Origin of the sequence: Legionella gratiana (assembly GCF_001467695.1) — a bacterium.
In the GTDB taxonomy this organism is placed as follows: Bacteria; Pseudomonadota; Gammaproteobacteria; order Legionellales; family Legionellaceae; genus Legionella; species Legionella gratiana.
In genome coordinates this window covers 1-19490 of the sequence record NZ_LNYE01000005.1, presented here as the reverse complement: position 1 = coordinate 19490, position 19490 = coordinate 1, and the positions used below count along the sequence as shown (strand labels likewise).

Below are 19490 nucleotides of genomic sequence, written 5' to 3'. Positions count from 1 at the left end.
TGAATTTTAAAAGTTTTCTAATGGCTCATTAACCCCAAGGATGCATCAGTCGCAATATGGGTTTAAGTAGTTTATTTGCCAGAAGGGTCTTAGGAGGAACAGTAAGTTTAAATGCTTTATAATTCGAGATTTTCTCGAGGAGATAATCATCACTTGTGCATAATTTATCGATGAGTTTTAGATCAAAAGCATCTTTTGCTAACCAATGTTCCCCAGTAGATACTTTATCAATATCTAGTTGATCGCGATTAGCAGCGACGTAATTTCTAAATGCGGCATGTATCTTTTCCAAGTCATCCTGAGCTTTTTCCCTACCTTTTTCGGTGTTTTCCCCGAAAAGGGTTAATGTTCGTTTGTATTCTCCAGCAGTTAATAATTCTACATCGATATCATGTTTTTTAAGCCAGCGATGAAAATTAGGTATTTGTGCTACAACACCTATAGAGCCAATGATTGCAAAAGGGGCAGCAATAACTTGATTAGCGACACAGGCCATGAGGTAACCACCGCTTGCTGCCATTTTATCAATACTTACAGTTAGGGGAATATTTTTATCGCGAATACGTTGTAATTGTGAGGCAGCTAATCCATAACTATTGACTATTCCACCTGGACTATCTAAGCGAACTAGAACTTCGTCTCGGGAGGTTGCAGTACAAAGTATTGCAGTAATTTCTTCTCGAAGTTGTTCTACTTGCGAGGCTTTTATATCTCCATGAAAATCAATGACATACAAAGTTGGTTGTTCTTCATTTTTATATTTTTTCTTTTTTGGTATTTTTTTACCAAGAACTTCTTTATTCATCATGGAACTGATGTGATCAAGATGCTCATTTAATGAGGTAATTTCTAATTTATGTTTGGGTTTGCGGCTTATAGAAAAAAAACCAGCGAACACTGCCAAAATTGCAATAACAATGGTTATAGATTTTAAAAGGAACATACCATATTGACTTAGAAATTCCATTATTAACCCTTCAAATGAATAAAGTCGAATTATGTCGATCAATGAGGTAGTCTGCAAGATCATAATTGAATTTTTCTAGGTTTATGGATTAAAAACTATTAAATGTCTGATAATGAATACAATGAACTCCTATGATTAAAAATAAATGTTGATTTTATGCTAATATCATTATTGTTTCTAAATTTTTAGGGAGAATGAAAATGAGTAAAAAAGGATCTATTTTATATGCAGTGCTTCTTTTAAGTAGTGCTATGGCTTTTGCTGTTGAAAACGATGATATGAGCCAATCTAATAATGCAAATTCAAGCACTAATTCTTCAACATCTACGACGCCTTCTACGAATGGAAGTACGATGCCCTCTACGGATGGAAGTACGATGCCCTCTACGAATGGAAGCACGACGCCCTCTACGGATGGAAACACGACACCTTCTACGAATGGAAGCACGACGCCCTCTACGAATGGAAGCACGATGCCCTCTACGGATGGAAGCACGATGCCCTCTACGGATGGAAACACGACACCTTCTACGAATGGAAGCACTCCTGCGACTACGCCTTCAAATAATGGTCAAGGAACTCAATCCAATGGAAACGACTCCTCCACCAATGTGAACACTACAAACGTTGATGTAAATGCAAATGTGACAGAAGTTAATAACAAAGTTAACATTCAAGGTGTAACAGCTGCACCTACTTTTGTTGATGTAGAATCTCGTAATAATGTGTACTATTTATCAGACACCGTAACTCCTGTAGGAGGTTTTTATTTCTTAAAGATTGATTCGAGTGAGCGTGTTTGTAGCCTCCAAAAAGTTACAAAAGTAAAAGTTCTCTCAACCCCAATCATCACTACAGTCATGATAGGACAAAAGAAAGAGATTTTATACTGTTATGATAGAAGCTACTTTAATTTCTGATATTCGAACGAGTTCTAATCAAGTAAGTTTGTTGAGTTACCAAAGCAAAGCTCTCCTTAGAATCGGATGTGCAGATTTCCAGCATCCGGTTTTCGAGAGCGCGGAACAATTCAATCCTGTTGTAATAGCTTTGTCCTGTGCAAAGCTTGGTAGGAGTATCTAAGATTATCTGAGTTAATGAAACCTTAATGTTATTTGTTTAAAATACGACCTAATTGTTTTAATTTAATGTTATGGTTGTCATTAAGGATGCAACGTGAATAAAACTCTAACTTTATCTCTTTTTATTATTTTTGAATTATTCTGTTTCCAAGCAAGCGCGCAAAAAATAATTAAGCTTAGTCCCAATGAAACTAAGTTACTTGCCAATAACACTCTTTGGACACTAAATGCTACGTGTGTTGTACAAAGCACACACCAAAATAACAGTAAAATTAAAATTAATGTAATAAAAAATAGTGGGGTTATCAATGGAAAAAAACTATCTACTGGTCAAGGAACTTTAATTCAGGTTAAACCCAACAGCTCAGTATCTGTGAGAGCGGAATCAGGTACACAAATCAACCTTATCAATTTAGGAACAGTTGAGTTACAAGCTGTTTGTTCGAGTTAAACAGATAAATCATTGTAGATGAACTGGTTTTAATCACCATCGTTTTTATCTAATTTTTTAAAATAATCTTAAATAAGAGGAAATAGGGTGATTTAAAGTGTGATTAAATCATATCTAGAGGAAATTGATTTTTAGCACCTTGATTCATTGTGTTTTTTATGTTACGGTCGTTGAATGCACAAATACCGCTCGCTTATCATGTTGTTACTTATGAGTGCTGTTCTTATTGCACCACTCAAATTGCCAACATGTCCAAAACAAAGTATAGGTTCACCTGCACTTCTTTCTTTTGCCGTAACACCTTGTTCCACACAACAAGTTGTGAGCAGTAGCTGTTTTTCTGCTTCTTATTGGGTTCAAGACGAATTTTATTTGACATCACAATTGATATTACAATGTCTTATCGGTTTGTTAAGTTTTTTACTTATTTTTTCAAAATACAGTTCTCCATTAGATGAAATTTATCGTCCTCCCATTTGATTCTATTTTATTTTTAAATTCAAAAAAATAATTTTTAAGGAATCAAAATGAAAAAACTAATTTTGTCTCTATTGATGACATTTATGTCCTATTCTGTTTTTGCATCGGGTATTGGTACTAATCCTGCGGATACGATGCTGTTTATTCAAAATCATAGTCCGATTTTTTATTTGGCTATTTTCTTTGGCCTGGGTGTTTTATTAGCATTTACGCCTTGTGTTTTACCTATGGTACCAATTTTATCCAGTATCATCACGGGTCAAGGTGCTAATAGTGGATCTCAAGCATTTAAATTATCTTTAGGTTATGTTCTTGGTATGGCTGTTACTTATGCGATTGCGGGGATGTTGGCAGCATGGTTGGGTTCAACGGTACAAACGCTCATGCAACAACCAATGATTATCGGGAGTTTCAGCTTTTTATTTATATTGATGGCTTTATGGTTGTTAGGTGTGTTTGAGTTTCGATTTCCAACGTTTATGCAGTTTACTTCTAACCGCTCACGGCAACGGGGTATTTTTTCAGCAACTTTAATGGGTGTTTTATCTACCTTAGTCGTATCACCCTGTGTCACAGCACCTTTAATTGGCATTCTAACCTATATTGCCCAGAGCAATCATGTTCTCCAAGGTGGTTTATTGTTATTTGTTTTGGCGTTGGGAATGGGATTACCTTTGTTGATTGTAGGGGCTGGATACGGTCGTTTTTTACCTGGATCAGGACCTTGGATGGTGCGTATCAAACAAGTCTTTGCCATCATGATGTTTGCTATGGCAGTTTGGTTATTAAGCCGTGTTGTACCGAAATTTTGGATTGATTTGCTGTGGATTGTTGTCTTGCTTATGAATGCTTGGGTTTTTGGGGCTTTTCGTCAGGAGCAGAGCTTAGCTGGACGATTGATGCAAGGGATAGCTTTATTATCTATAATGGGGGCAGGGGCTTTAACTTATCAAACGGTTACATCTATCTCTGCTTCTGAAATTCAATCTGTTTCACATCCTCCATTTATTAAAGTGCATACTCTTCAAGAAGTTAACGCAAAATTAGCTGAAGCCAAGGCAAATAATGAGCGTGTTTTTATTGAGTTTTTTGCTGGATGGTGCAGTGACTGCCAGGCTATGGATAAGCATGTTTTTAATCAAGCTACAGTCATTAGTGCGATGCAAGGTTCTGTAAATCTTCGTGTGGATATAAGTGAAAAGACAGAAGAAGTAGCTAAGATTCGTCAAGCGTTCCATATTTATGGTATCCCAACTATGCTTTTTTATGATAAGCAAGGTCAACAGCTTACTGATTTAAGTTCCGTTGGACAGATATCCAAAGAAAAAACCTTACAATTATTAGCACAATTTCGGAAATAAATAAGTGGCCCCCAGGTTTTTGTTGCAGATAAATGGGGGCATAATTTTCTTTGTATTAGTTAGATAAGCCAGAGGTATGATCCATTCTCAATAGTACACTTATTTTGTACGATAATTTGAAGAGTAGCCTGTATTGCTTTATTAATACGGGCTACGCAAGGGCAATCAGTGTCGGCGAACGAGTGGAATACGCGACTAAAAGAAATTACTGTTGCTGAGTAAGCGTGTATTTTGTTCAAAGGGATCAGGATCTTCACCATTTATTTTGACTGCATACATACCTACTGCTAGAAGTGGCAATGACTCAGAATAGGGAGTCAATAATGAATGGGCCTTTTTGATGGAGTAAGAGTAGTGTGCCTCATTAGAAGTCTCAACCTCTAGTGTAATGTCATTTCCATTATTTTTCATTAGAACGGTTCTAATTCCAGAAGATATCAGTTTATTTTTGAAGTTATCATTTTTCAATATAACGGTTGCAAAGCAATGATAAACATTATTTAAATTGGATGAACGAGGTTTATTTAGAGTATTTTTAATGTATTTTTCTTCGAACTTTCCTGTGCAATACTCATCGTTATTGGCTTTTTGTTCGTATTCTATGATGATATTTTGAACATCTCTTTTTAGCATATCTTTGCAATAAGAAAGGTGTCTTGCGCAGTAATCGGCAAAATAAGGATCGATTTTTACTGTATCAGCATCTATTCTTTTTATCGCTCCTAATTTTTTAGTGGGAGTAATGATTATTTCACTAATATCAAATGTATTATCCATGTGAACGATTTTTTTTAGATTAGCTTTGGTGACTAAGCTTTGTATTTCTTCGACGTCATTATTATTTTCTATTTCCTTGCCAATGGTTCTGCAAGAAAAATTCAGCGTTAGATTTTCTTTAGTGATAGAGTGTTCTAGCTCTTGAATTTGATACTGATTCGGAAACTCTTTATCAATATAGTTCTTTATTCTATCTAGGGAATTAGCTATTAAATCATTAGGATTCGATTTTTTGTTGTTTGTAACTACAATAGATATTTTCATGAATGATGTCCTTATTTCATCTGTTTTTGAAAAGCACTAAAGTGGGCGTTTATTTAAGTTCATTGCATTAGAACTTACACCACGATGGAAAAATTTTAATTATACTCATTAAACTTTAAATTACGAGTTATATGGGGGATGCTACTTGAATGCGTGGTTGATCTGATGGCAAAACTGGCATTATCAAACATACATACATACTATCGCAATTTAATCATGTATGTCATGACAGTATTATAGTGGTTATTATAGAGTGATTTCCCCTGAATTTGAAAAAACAAAGGTTCGCATTTAATCTTTTTGCCATTTTATTTTCCATTTCTTCAAAGTAGAAGATCATTATCCTCTTTGTACCATATTTTAAAGTAAATAATAGATTGACTTGGGTTCATTTGTAGTACATCTTATTCTTATGTTTTTCTATCGAGTCAAAATATGGACATCAGAGAACTGTTTAACTGGCTTCAAGGTGATGAAAAGCCACTTCATCTTTCCGATAAGGTTTTGAACGAAGGGCTTCTTGCTCTAGAGCAAAATCAAGCGGAAAGAACTCATCAAATACTTCTTAGAGAGGTACGTGTCGCCAAGTACAGCGGTGGGGTGGTAACTGAGAAAATTAATGAATTAGAAAAACATACTTTATTCATGGAATATCTTAAGTTCTGCAATCAAAAATTTTCAGAAAATTCTTTATTGCTTATTACATTAAACTATTTATTGAATAAAGTTCAAAAAGAACAAACCCAGTTAATTGCTAAAGTAAATCAATTATTTTTGATTTTACTTCAAGAGAATAAAGAAAGTACTCTTGCTTTTTATAAAAAAAACAAAGAGTTATTTAAAGATTATCATGAAATTCAAGAAAAAGTAGAGCGTACATTATTCGAGATGCAAATTGATGAAGATGTTGAAACCGTTAAAAGATATTTATTGGATTTCAACAAACTATTATCACATCAAAAAAATCCTTTAGGAATTGTGGGATTATTCCGGGAATATATTGGTGATACAGAACGGTTTGCTTCATTAATACTTTGGTTATTGCATCGTGGAGTCAGTGCTAAAAAAACGTTAGAAACATACTTGCTTCATGATTTTCTTAAGTATCATTTCTTTACCTTACATGATAAAGATAATGAAATTGTTCGATTATATGCATTGCTTGATCGTTTTCCACAAGCGAAAACTCTTTTGGAAGCCGTCAAAAAAACAGCTAGTGATGAACGAGGGCTACAGCAATATTCACTTAATGGTTTGGTTCATGAACAGAAACTTCAAAATATTTCTCCTCAACATCATCCATTCGAATTCTCGCAAAAACCAGAGAATTTTTTAAGCCTACACAAGCTTTTTGGGCTACCTTTTTTAATTGAAGCAGTAATTAACTCTAGTGAACACACAGATCCGAAATGGCAAGAACTGTTAAAACAGGCGCTGAATAAGCCACAAATCATCATTGAAGAACTTTCAGGGATTATTCATTTAATTGTTTCTAAATGTTCTCCACTAGTCTTAAAAGATTTGGCTGATTTAATTGATGACATTACTACCCAAGAGCTATTATCCAATAATGAAGGAGCTGTATTATATTTAATCCCTCATAAGCCTCAGCTATTTGCTGCAATTAACAAAAAAAATAGTACAGAGCTTATTCAGCAAATTTCAATAAAACATCCGAATGATCCTGAAATTGTTTATCAATTAACGGCTTTATTCACGACATTTTCGAGAAATAAACATCCTGCAACCTCTTTAGTGTTTCAAGCACTTGTTGACAATCTGATACTCTATCCACACCTTCTTGAAGATGAGGAATTGTTAAAGCAGTTAAAAAAATACCCTGAAAGTGGACGTTTACTTTCCCAACGTTATGAAGTAATTGCACAGCAATTTAATGAGTGCATTCTGGAGCAAACTGCAGAATCTGCATTTAGCAGTCGTAATTATCAAATTATTGAAGACAATTGGGTTGATGCGACTCGAAAAATTGCTGCACTTTCTCTTATTAAACCACAAACAAAATTTAATTTTGGCCATAAATATGCTTTTCAAGCAAAAATTGCTGAAATTGCTTTTCTTCATCATGGAGAGTACTTTGATTTAAATGCCTTTATCGAGGCATTATCATTGCCTCCTATCACTTCATCAGGTGCAGTCAGCGAATGCGAACGAGTACTTATTGAAATTCTTGCAGTCATAGATAATGAAGTACTTAGAAAACAGATTATTGAAAAGTTAGAAACTCATCCAATAGCACGGTTAGATTGGAGACACAAGGAATATGAAGGTAAAACCGTTTTTCTTAAAGCAGCAAAATATGGGAATCTTGGTTTAATCACTCTTCTTCAAGATGAAATTGCTTCGAAATCTTTTAATCAAGCAATCCTTACTGCAGCAAAAGAAAATCAATGGAAAACAGTAGATTATCTTGCGCGGCTCGATAAAACGCTTTTAAGCCAAGATGAAATAGAGGTAATTGTGCGTTTAGCCGCTCAGCAAGGGCAAGTCAACATCATAGACTATCTTTATGATGCTTATGATTATGAACCATCTACTGATGAAATTGCCACGATTCTTAAACAGGCTATAACCAATAATCACTTGAATGTTGTTAAATACTTCTACCAGTCTTCTTTTGCATTTCCTAAGCAAGCAGTGATCAATAGTCTATTTCATTTAGCAATAGAAGTCGAAGCTACGGATGTTATTCCATTTATTGCTGAAACTAAGCAAAATAATCCCACATTATCTACTATTGAAAAGGCATTTGAACAAGTAACCCTCAATCAACAATTGGAACTAATACAAATACTTTGCAATTTATCCCGCAATACCCCACGCCCAGTAGTGATAGAACGAACTTTCATAAAGGCTTGTCAGCTAGGCCTTTTTTTTGCAGCCCAATATTTTTATGAGTCGCCCGAAAAATTAGTATCCCAGTCCACATTTAAAAATGCCTTTGAGCAAGCCATTGCCAACGGACATATGGAAATAATTACTTCTTTTTGTAATTCATCAACTAACCCACCGGATCAATCTGTGATTGATCAAGGGGTTATAAGTGCAGCAAAAACAGGAAAACTTTCTTTAGTTGAGTATTTTTGCTCTATGACATCCCCTAATAAACCACGCCAACGTGCTCTTGTTCAAGCTTTATCTCAGGCAATCAATCATGATCATACTGAGGTGTTTACAACTTTATGCCGTAGCTCAACAAATTTATCAAGAAAAACATCTATGAAGGACTCTTTGCTTCTTGCTGCTAAAAAGGGAAGAAAAGAGATTGTTGAATATCTATGTGTGAATGAGATAGACGCACTTAATCAAGATGCTATTGAAAATGCCCTCATACTAGCGACTAAATTTAGGCAACCGGAAATTGTTCGGTATTTATGCGAAATTCCTGAAAATAAGCCGGGGAAAAAAGCAATACGGAATGCGTTGAATAAAGCAATTGGAAGTAAACAAACTGAAATTAGTAATTATTTACGTGAACGATTACAAGAAAGCTCAACTCATCAGGTTAAAATGGAATCTGAAGTTGGCGATATTCAGGAGCGTAGTGAACCGTTAAGTACTCATGGCTTTTTTAAAGCAAACAAAATAAGTCAGATAGGAGAGCCATACCAATCAAATGACTATAAAATGACTCTAGATTAATGATGGTTCCTCTTTGTATAACCCATATATCTTTGGGGAGCTATCCCTATGCGATACTTGCTGTTTTGCACAGTTCTACACGTTCATCTAAAGCGTCAGGATTTTTAATCATGTTCGCTGAACTTTGGGTTTTTTTCATGAAACCATTACTACTTAATTGTTTTATTTCTATAGAACAAATCTCCCCTGGTTTATGTCCATGATTATATTTATCAAGTCCAGATTCAGATGTTTTTTCCACCTGGAGAGGCGGTGTTTCAATCTTCAGTTCTTTAGTTTTTTCGGATGAGCCATAAAGCAGATCATCAATGCGGTTAAGAACTTTATCAGCACCATGAATAAGATCTTGTTGTTCTTTATAAAGAGTATACTGAAGCTTGTAGATAGAAGCTCGTTGCTCCCCAAAAACCATATAGCTTTGCTTTCTGTTTTCATAATGATAAAAGGCAAGGGCTCCAGCTAATATTAATCCAACTCCCAAAGCTACACTTATTCCTATGGGTCCTGTAGCAACGATAAGTGCAGATAAACTGGTACCCATAATTCCAGCAGCCACAGTCAAGCCTAATCCCGTGATACCCAATAAACCTGAATAAGTGCATAAAAAACTGCCAATCGAACTTAATGCAGCAAGAATTTTGTCTTTTCGGGTTACATAATCAGCAGCATTTTTTTCATCGCCTTTTACCAAAGTTGGCTTTTGAATCGATTTTGTTAATTCTTCTTTCATCAGCGCCAGTTCCTTTTGGTTCTCGGCAGTTAGTGATGGTTGTGAAGAAAGATACGCTATCCTCTTTCTGATACTTTGTAAAAAAGCTTGTTCCGCTTGTAGTTCTTCCAATGCTCCAGCAGCATTTTTTTCAGATTGAATTTTTTTATAATTCGCATACATAATGGCGCTAAATCCTAAAATGGAAATAACAGCAAATGCGATATTCAAACCTAAGGCCACTGCTGCGCTCGCTCCTGCTAACAATCCAGTATATGCAAACGATTCAGTTAACTCTGCTATAGATGCAGAAGGACAAAATGTTTCCAAAATTGCGGACCAAAAACTGTTATTGTTCACGTTTCCTATATGTTTTTGCCGCAGACTCAAAGCTTTATCAATATGACTTTTTGTATAGCCAGGCGCTGATTCAAGCAGTAAGAGCTTTTTGTAGATGAGATCATCTTTTAGTTTGGCTGCAATAATAAGCGGTATTTCACCTTTGTTATTAGGTACATTGAGTAAAGCTAATGCTTTACTTTCGGAGTTTTTAAGTGTGGCTAACTTATCACTGCGATCTTTATCAGTCCATTTGGCTTTTCTTTTTCTGTCCTTTGCTGCTGGTGACATTCCAAGCATTTCATGGACAATATTAAAATAACCTTGTTGCACTGCGAGATGTAAGGCGCTGTCGCCTTCCTTATTTTGCAAAGAAATATCTGCTCCTTTAGTAAGCAGATATTTTACGAAACCTAAAGAGCCTCTCTGCACAGCAAGATGCAGAAGAGAGTTGCCTTGTGCATCAACTTCATTGAGCTGCTCTTTGCTGTATAACCCAATTTCTTGTTTAAAATTTTCTTTGTTGTTCTCTAAAAGAGCTTTTTTAGCTGTTTCAATCATATTGTTTTTCCATATTTGATCAAGATAGGTGTTCCCACATTATAACAAGTGAAAATTAAGTAAAAATTAGAAATTCCAACATTTGATCATTAAATTACAGAGGTCATCAGGCTATACTTAAAACAACTAATCGAATGAATTGATGATGGCACGAATTCTAGTTTTACAACATTCTCCTTATGAGCCTTTGGGTATTATTATTCATACCTTAAAGAAGATGAAGCTGCGCATACGCTATGTCAATTTTGCCAGAGATCCTAAGCAACGAGTGGATGTGAGTCGTTATCATGGCATTGTTGTATTAGGTGGCGCTATGCATCCTAATGAGCTTGATTTGTACCCACATCTAATTCATGAAATAGAATTGTTGCAAGTAGCACTTGCTAAAGAAGTACCGATATTAGGTATTTGTTTAGGGTCTCAATTATTAAATATTGCTTTGGGGGGTGACTGTTATGCTTTAGATAAACCTGAGTTTGGCTGGAAAAGAATAAGTAAATGTGGTGAGCATGACTTATTTGGGCTCTTTGATCAGCCAATATATGTTTTTCAATGGCATCAATTTGCAAACCAGACGGCCCCATGTGTTGATGTTCTTTTAAAAAACAAGCAATGTGTGCAAGCGTTTTGTTATCATAACAGTATAGGGCTCCAATTTCATTTGGAAGTCGATACTCATTTGATGCGGCGGTGGTTAGAGCATCCAGACTACTTAGAGCAGTTGCGTCGTCATTTACAACCAGAAGATATTAATAAGATTCAGTTAGATAGCAAATGCTATTTACCTAAGTCAATGATACTAGCGAAACTTTTTTTTACCAATTTCTGCCTTTTATTTAATAAGAAATCATATGCCCTATCGTCACATACAGCAGGAAGGGACTTGTTCTAAGTTTTTCTCTTAATCATCACTTGCAGCCGTAAGGAGATGTTGTTTTTGAATCATATTTTATTTCTATTGAAAAAATTCATAGTTATTATTTAAAGGGAATTCGTTTTTCGTAGGTAATCAACGTTTATGTAATTAAACAATTAATTTTTTAATAAGCTCTTCCTGATAACTTAATAATGATCTTTATAAGTCGCTTATCATTGATAATTCTCCTAACATTTTAAAAATCTTTTTCTGAATCTAGCTATTTTTATATGGACAAAAATCATAGGGTATAAGTGCTTGAGCTCATTAATACCCAAATTTATGAATAGTATCAAAACAAATTCTGAGTTTTTATTTCATAAAGAAACTCTTAGTTGGCACGACTATATTGGTGTTCTTCCACATAAGCTTCTCGTTTTGGATAAGGACGAATTATAAAATTAAATAAATTAACGCATTATTATGCTAAGAATAATAACGTTCATACATTGAATTCCATTATAGAATAAAGCTAGGCAATTGATTTAATATGAGTTATCTCAAATTGCTGAATCATTGATTAAGTAAAAGGATTGCTTTCATGAATAAAACAGTCATTCGTCGATGGTTACCCTTAATCATTTTAGTAGGACTTTTGATACTATTTTTTAGCTTTCGCCTCAATAAGTATTTAAGTTTTGACCTGTTTCGAGAAAACCGCTCCTTGATTGTTTCTTGGACTAATAAACATTCCCTTATCGCATCTTTGCTTTTTATGGGGTGTTATATATTCTTTGTTGCCATTTCTTTCCCCGGCGCAGTTTATCTTACTTTGATTGGCGGTTTTCTATTTGGTATCGTTTGGGGTACTGTCTTTGTGGTTATCAGTGCCACAATAGGAGCCACTCTAGTCTTTTTCGCTGTTCGTACCGCTTTAGGCGAGTGGCTGGCTCAGAAAGCATCAGGCTGGATAGGGCGAATGCGCCAAGGGTTTCAACATAATGCTTTTTCTTACTTGCTTACTTTACGATTAATTCCTCTATTTCCTTTTTGGGTAGTTAATATTGTTCCTGGACTTTTAGGTGTAAGTGCTAAAACATTTATCTTAGCAACACTGATTGGCATCATCCCAGGTTCCGCAGTTTATGTAATAGCAGGCAATGGCCTGAGCCATGTATTTGCTGCTAATCAAAGTCCCGATCTTCACATTATTTTTGAACCTCAAATAATAGGTGCTTTATTGGCATTAGGGGCACTTTCTCTAATTTCACCGATTTATCATTTTTTTACTCGTAGCCATCATAAACAACAAAGTACTACTAACAAAAGTAAGATTATGAAGTTCGATTTAACTATTATTGGTGGTGGACCTGGTGGTTTAAGTCTTGCATCAGGTTGCGCTCAATTGGGTTTAAAGGTCGCGTTGCTTGAAGCAGATAAAATGGGAGGGGATTGTTTAAATTATGGATGTGTGCCATCCAAATCACTATTGGCTGCAGCAAAAGCGTTTTATCATGCAAAACATGGAGAACGTTTAGGAATACACAGTAATGAATTGACCATTGATTTCCAACGAGTGATGAATCATGTGCATCAAGTTATTACTAATATCGCCCAGCATGATTCAGTGCAGCGATTTGAATCTTTGGGAGTAAAGGTCATTCAAACAGAAGGGCGATTCTTAAGTCCTAATACCCTACAAGCAGGGGATAGTGTTATTCAAAGTAACTATTTTGTTATTGCAACAGGCACCTCTCCTTTCATCCCGTCTATTCCAGGATTAGATAAAATATCTTATCTGACCAATGAAACTATATTTTCTCTAAAAGAAAAACCAAACCATTTAATTGTCATTGGTGGGGGACCAATTGGTTGTGAACTAGCTCAAGCTTTTGCCATGCTCGGTTCTGATGTTACTCTTTTGGAGGTCTTAAATATTCTTCCTAAAGATGATACTGATTGTGTTGCTATTGTTCGTGATCAATTAAAAAAGATGAATATTGCTATTTATGAGCATATCAAAGAATTACAGATTAAATCCCAAGAAAATTGTAACATCACCGTATCCTTTAATTACCAAAATGATCAATTAACTATTACGGGAAGTCATGTACTTGTTGCTACAGGTCGTCAAGCAAATATTAATAATCTTGATTTGGACAAAGCGAAAATTAAATACACGCCAAAAGCGATCGAAGTGAATGCGCATTTACGAACAAGTAATAAAAGCATTTATGCTCTTGGTGATGTGACTGGGGCATATCAATTTACTCATATGGCAGAATATCAAGCAGGGATTGTATTGCGTAATCTTGTATTTAAATTACCATCAAAAGTTAATTATCGAGCGGTACCTTGGGTTACTTATACAGAACCAGAATTAGCACATGTTGGTTTGCTCCTAAATGATGCATTAAAATATCCAGGTACGAAAATTACTGAATGGTCTTTTGCCGATAATGATCGTGCTCAAACAGAGTGTGCACTAAAAGGTAAAATTAAAGTCATTACCAACAAAAAAGGCAAAATTTTAGGAGTCACTATTGTTGGCCCACACGCTGGTGAACTTATTTTACCTTGGGTTATCGCGGTACAGGAGCAAAAAACATTACGTACGTTTACAGATGTGATCGTTCCTTATCCCACGTTAAGTGAAATAAGTAAACGTGTAGCAGGGGCGTTCTATGCACCTAAATTATTTTCTAACAAAACACGAACATTGGTTCGATGGTTGCAAAAAATTAGGATAATTACATGATTGAACAACATTTAAGGGACTATTATCAACAAATATTTGTTAATCCAGTAGCAAATCGCTTGGGGCATTTCGTAACACCTAACCAGATTACCTTATTATCAGGCATATTAGGCATTCTTGTTTTTCCAGCGTTGGTGATGCATCAGGAGCTTTTGGCGATTTGTTTACTGCTCTTATCCGGTTATTGCGATACATTAGATGGTACTTTAGCCCGTTTTAGCCAGCAAACATCTAATTGGGGATCGATATTAGATATTATGATTGATCGATTAGTTGAGTTTGTTGTCGTTTTGACTTTGTGGTCTGTTGCTCCTTTAGAACGAGGACTATGGTGTATGTTAATGTTAGGAAGCATGCTTTTATGTATTACTAGTTTTTTAGTGGTGGGTATTTTTTCAGAAAATCAGTCTCAAAAAAGCTTTCACTACAGTCCAGGCCTTATGGAGCGTGCTGAAGCCTTTTCTTTTTTTATCGCGATGATGTTATGGCCTCATGCTTTTATTGTCTTAGCTTTTTTATTTACAATTCTCGTGACATTCACTGCTCTTATTCGTCTCAAAGATTTTTATAACCAACAAAAAATGTAGAAATGAATAATACAAAAATGAAGCAAATCAATTTATTATTGTTGTTGCTTTTCCTGAGACGCTTTTTTGTTAAAGAAGCGTTAATTGTAATTTTATGAATTTATTAAAGAACTGATTGTGTTATTTTTAATACGTGCCCAAATAAAAGGAATCTTGCTATGTCGAAAAAGATGATTACTCTTACTGGATTTTTTGTCGTGTCATTGTTGACTAAGATTTCTGTAGCAGAGAGCATTGAATGTAAAGATTATAATGACAATCCAGTAACGATCAAACCAAAGACAGTAACTATTTATAACGATTCTGAAACAACGATTTATCCCATCTTAGCAACCAGTAAAAATGCTGTCAATGAGTGGCTTCAAGGATGCTTTCGTACTGCGGAACCTTACCCAACAAACTATGTTTATAAGTTATATGTGAATGAAGGTACAGGAATTGCCCCAGGGACAGCAGTTACGATTACACTCCCATTATATAGCGAATTATCGCAGGGGCGTTATATTACTTGGTGGAATGGTGGACGTGTGGTGTTGGCTGATAAAAACGATAGGCTTCGTAATGAAAAAGATGAAGAATTGACGACACCCTCTAATGTCAGTTGCCAGGGAGAAAATACTGAATGTAAAATGAGCACTTATTCCAGCGATGTTCAGTTTCCAGAAGATATATACGCACAGTTATCAGAGTACACTTTTGGCGATTCTATTGTGCCCCCGAAACAGTCCTTGCGTTTATTAAAGCCAGAAAATGTTGGGTACAATATTTCATATGTGGATCATGTTTATATGCCTATCGCGATAGGACCTAAAAATAATCCCTATATTGGGTACAGCGGATCAGGACAGTCTTTAAGTGCTTTTCGAGAGCATCTTAACTCGTTTCTGAAAACACCTATTGGACAAGGCTGGCCAGTTTATAATTTGAGTGCATTGAAATTACCGGGTGGATATAATATTTTTGCACAACGTTCGGGCACCTTACCTCCCGAAGATAATGTACCAGTCAAACCGCAAAATGGTTTTCCACCTGTATTAACTGTATTGGCTTGTATTCAAGGCGAATGTACTGAAGAGCAAAAAAAAGCACTTCACTTTGGTGAAGCTGTTCAACGGATGCAAAATCTTTGGGGCTCTTGTGTCACCTGGGATGAGGATATAAGTAAATACGTCACGCAAAAAATTGATTGCCCCCAAGATTTGAAAACAAATCTTCAAGTGTTACAGCAGTTTTTCAAACAAAATCATCAACAATATTTACAAATGTATGCTGATGGAAAATGTACTATCAATCCTGGTTCTAAGCCGGTACCGTTTAATTACTGGGGGGCGATTAATCATATCTATGGTTGGGTACCTTTTAACGAAGGATGTGGTGCTGCGGCTAATCCATTGGCAGACACTAAAATTCCTGGATGGGACCATGCTAAGATTCAATCGATGTATATTCATGATTTACAATATAACTATAAAGACTCCAATATTACTCCTGAGTTATTGTTTAACCCTTATGTGCAATTGATTCATGATAAAAATTATCTTTCTATGGATGCTTATGGATTTTCTGTCGATGATGCAGTGGGGTTTATGAGTGAGTTAGGGGATGGGCTGATTTTTACGGTGGGTGGAACTCAAGGTCTTGAAAATCAACAGCAATTTAACTATGCCGATGGTTTCTCTGTGGCGATAGGCGTACCGCAATCTATGGTTGATAAAGTAAGCACCCCTTTGCTGAAGAAATATGGGGTATGTGTATTGAATCAAGATGCTGGTGACCCCAATTGTCAGCAAGACAAACAGGACGTTATTATGCCTACTAACAGTCAGATAGCAGGATTTAGGGTTGGTACTGTAGCCGCATATCCAATTAAGGTACGTTTTACAGATTTAAATGATAATGAGTATGCATTTATCGTTAATGAAAAATTTGCTCCATGTAAGGGAGATCCTTCACAATGTCCAACCAATAAGGCTGAAATTGTCAATAAGCAATCGTGTATTGTAAGGAATAGTAAAGGAGAAAAACATCCCAAATCGGATGATTGGTGTCAAAATGCCAATCCAAATCAACAAAATGAAAAGCAATTAACAAAAAATTATATCAGTTTTCCATCACCTGTTGATTATATGAATTAGTAGAGGGTCGACTTTGGTCGACCAATTTTTTTCTTGGTAGAAATCCCTTATTAATTTAGTGAGCGGGTCAGTTTGTTTAAAAACGCAAAGAAAGAACATGAAAAAATCTCTTATGAAATTGTTAGTATTTTGATTGAGTTATTTGTATTTAAGATATAATATACCCCCCTTATATTATGTCTTAATGACATGTTAAGTTGATACCCACTGAAGTGAAAGGAGTGGTAGTGTAATGGAGTTATCTTTTGTGTGTCTTAATGTTAAGTTTTATACCTCATCATATGGTACGGAAACAACGAGCGCTACTGTTCTTAAGAAAATTACTAGTTCCAATTTGAAACCGCCCCCCAAAACTACATTTATCTGTATCTTAGATGATTGGTAATAGAAGTAAGCCATGAATTTACTGATTGAAGTAAAAAACAATTTAGATAGTGTCTCAAAATAAACACTCAATTCTGACTTAAAACCCAAGCACCTTATATCACAATAGATTGAGGTTTACTGCATTTGTTGCGTAAGGATACAAATATGAAGCGAATTAATTTGCTTATCCAACTACTCATTGGAGTATTTGCTTTTTCATTCATGACACTAGCACAAGCCGGTGGACCTTTATGGACATTCACTCAAGTTGCAGGGTACCCTCCATCCGTGACAGTGAGCAAAACAGGCAGCGCAACAGTTAAATACACAGTAACAAACCAATCAAAAAAAGCACATACATTAGTAATGAAACCTCTGGCAGGAGTAAGTCAAACTGAGCCGTGTAAACTTGCTCCTAAGGGTTCAGCGCTTTCTAGCTGTACGCTCACATTGAGTATCACCGGAAGCGCATTGCCTCCTTTAGGTATTTCTGAGGGACCCTTTCTTTGTCAAGCTAATCGAAATGGGACGCCTAATCCCAATCTGTGTTATCAACCAAGCAGCACTAACGTTTTAAATATTAGCGTAGTTGCTCAACCAAGTTTGGTTTCTATTGCAATTACTCCAACCAATCCATCAATTGCAAAAGGTACAACCCAGAAGTTTACGGCTATAGGAACGTATTCGGATTCCAGCACAAAAGACCTCACCAGCTCTGTGACTTGGTCATCCTCAAACACTGAAATCGCGACGATTTCTAATCAGTCAGGAAGTCAGGGCCTTGCTATTGGTAAAGCCGTTGGCGCCACAACGATTAAGGCTGAATTAGACTCAGTATCTGGTTCAACAAGTTTAACAGTGACGAATGCGACTTTGGTCTCGATAGCGATTACACCACCAAACCCACAAATTGCAAAAGGTACAACTCAACAATTTATAGCGATTGGAACTTATTCAGATTTTAGTACACAGAATTTAACTGATACAGTGACTTGGTCATCGTCAAACAATGCAATCGCAACGATTTCTAATACACTAGGAAGCAAAGGTCTTGCCACTGGTGAGGCCCCCGGTACTACCACGATTACCGCAGCATTAAGTGGTGTAACAGGTACTACAAGTTTAACAGTGACGAATGCGACTTTGGTTTCGATCGCGATTGTTCCTCAGAACCGACAAATTGCAAATGGAACATCCCAACGGTTTATAGCTATTGGAACTTTTTCAGATTCTACTACACATAACATAACAAGTTTGGTGACTTGGTCTTCGTCAGATTCTTCAGTTGCAACGATTTCTAATACTTTAGGAACTAAGGGACGTGCTACTGGAAAGTCTGCAGGCACTACGACAATTTCAGCAACATTAAGTGGTGTAACAGGTACAGCAAGTTTAACGGTGACGAATGCGACTTTGGTTTCAATTGCGGTGACTCCAGTTAACTCTCAAATTGCAAAAGGTTTGACCCAACAATTTACGGCGATTGGTACTTATTCGGATGACAGTACCCAAGATATCACCAACGCAGTGACTTGGACTTCATCGAATACTGCCATCGCAACGATTTCTAATGCACCAGAAAGCAATGGTCTTGCTACTGGGGAGGCTTCCGGTACCACCACGATCACAGCAACATTAGGTTCTGTAGCAAACTCAACAAGTTTGGCAGTGACGAATGCGACTTTAGTTTCGATTGCAGTTACTCCAGATAATTCACAAATTGCAAAAGGTACCACTCAGCAGTTTACGGCTATTGGCACTTATTCAGACTCCAGCACATACAACATCACCAGCGCAGTGACCTGGGTTTCATCAAATACTGCAACGGCAACGATTTCTAATGCTCCAGGAAGCAATGGTCTTGCTACCGGAGGAGCTTCTGGCACCACCACGATTACTGCAATATTAGGTTTCGTTGCGGGAACTGCAAGTTTGGAGGTGACAGATGCGACTTTGGTTTCCATTGCGGTGACTCCAGTTAACTCCCAAATCGCAAAAGGTTTGACCCAGCAATTTACGGCGATTGGTACTTATTCGGATGCCAGCACCCAAGATCTCACCAGCTCTGTGAGTTGGTCATCATCAAGTATTGCAACGGCAACCATTTCTAATGTATCGGGCAGTAATGGTCTTGCCA

General features: G+C 36.3%; 13 protein-coding genes. 10 read left to right on the top strand and 3 right to left on the bottom strand.

Annotated elements, in window-relative coordinates:
* Window positions 1-28 precede the first annotated feature (28 nt).
* Entirely contained in the window at window positions 29-967 is a 939-nt protein-coding gene (gene sohB / locus Lgra_RS02320) for a protease SohB (RefSeq protein WP_058497677.1), read from the bottom strand.
* A gap of 200 nt (window positions 968-1167) precedes the next feature.
* Here sohB and Lgra_RS02315 point away from each other — a divergent pair, with 200 nt between their 5' ends.
* From Lgra_RS02315 to dsbD, 4 genes are all read left to right on the top strand, one after another.
* Entirely contained in the window at window positions 1168-1887 is a 720-nt protein-coding gene (locus tag Lgra_RS02315) for a hypothetical protein (protein ID WP_058497676.1), read from the top strand.
* Between the two features lie 256 nt (window positions 1888-2143).
* On the top strand, window positions 2144-2500 hold the full coding sequence (locus tag Lgra_RS02310; protein ID WP_058497675.1) for a hypothetical protein: 357 nt from the start codon (window positions 2144-2146) through the stop codon (window positions 2498-2500).
* A gap of 174 nt (window positions 2501-2674) precedes the next feature.
* On the top strand, window positions 2675-2980 hold the full coding sequence (locus Lgra_RS02305; protein WP_058497674.1) for a lpg1681 family protein: 306 nt from the start codon (window positions 2675-2677) through the stop codon (window positions 2978-2980).
* Between the two features lie 47 nt (window positions 2981-3027).
* Window positions 3028-4341, top strand: a complete 1314-nt coding sequence (dsbD, locus tag Lgra_RS02300) for a protein-disulfide reductase DsbD (RefSeq protein ID WP_058497673.1) — start codon at window positions 3028-3030, stop codon at window positions 4339-4341.
* Between the two features lie 195 nt (window positions 4342-4536).
* Here the strand turns inward: dsbD and Lgra_RS02295 are convergent, their stop codons facing one another.
* Window positions 4537-5382 carry a hypothetical protein gene (locus Lgra_RS02295; protein ID WP_058497672.1) on the bottom strand — a complete coding sequence of 282 codons (846 nt, stop codon included), beginning with the start codon at window positions 5380-5382 and terminating at the stop codon, window positions 4537-4539.
* 435 nt (window positions 5383-5817) lie between these two features.
* Between Lgra_RS02295 and Lgra_RS02290 the strand changes: the two genes are divergently transcribed.
* Window positions 5818-9042, top strand: coding sequence for an ankyrin repeat domain-containing protein (locus tag Lgra_RS02290; protein WP_058497671.1), 3225 nt, complete (start codon window positions 5818-5820; stop codon window positions 9040-9042).
* A gap of 46 nt (window positions 9043-9088) precedes the next feature.
* Here the strand turns inward: Lgra_RS02290 and Lgra_RS02285 are convergent, their stop codons facing one another.
* Window positions 9089-10651, bottom strand: coding sequence for an ankyrin repeat domain-containing protein (locus tag Lgra_RS02285; protein ID WP_058497670.1), 1563 nt, complete (start codon window positions 10649-10651; stop codon window positions 9089-9091).
* Between the two features lie 145 nt (window positions 10652-10796).
* Here Lgra_RS02285 and Lgra_RS02280 point away from each other — a divergent pair, with 145 nt between their 5' ends.
* From Lgra_RS02280 to Lgra_RS02260, 5 genes are all read left to right on the top strand, one after another.
* Window positions 10797-11543, top strand: a complete 747-nt coding sequence (locus Lgra_RS02280) for a type 1 glutamine amidotransferase (RefSeq protein ID WP_238584331.1) — start codon at window positions 10797-10799, stop codon at window positions 11541-11543.
* 565 nt (window positions 11544-12108) lie between these two features.
* The gene (locus Lgra_RS02275) at window positions 12109-14265 is read left to right on the top strand and encodes an FAD-dependent oxidoreductase (RefSeq protein WP_058497668.1); all 2157 of its coding nucleotides are present in this window, start codon (window positions 12109-12111) and stop codon (window positions 14263-14265) included.
* Complete coding sequence (locus Lgra_RS02270) at window positions 14262-14852, top strand: CDP-alcohol phosphatidyltransferase family protein (protein ID WP_058497667.1); 591 nt, start codon at window positions 14262-14264, stop codon at window positions 14850-14852. Before Lgra_RS02275 ends, Lgra_RS02270 begins: the two co-directional genes overlap by 4 nt.
* 158 nt (window positions 14853-15010) lie before the next feature.
* Entirely contained in the window at window positions 15011-16987 is a 1977-nt protein-coding gene (locus Lgra_RS02265) for a hypothetical protein (RefSeq protein WP_058497666.1), read from the top strand.
* A gap of 531 nt (window positions 16988-17518) precedes the next feature.
* A partial coding sequence (locus Lgra_RS02260) for a beta strand repeat-containing protein (protein ID WP_157068245.1) occupies window positions 17519-19490 on the top strand: 1972 nt, incomplete at its 3' end.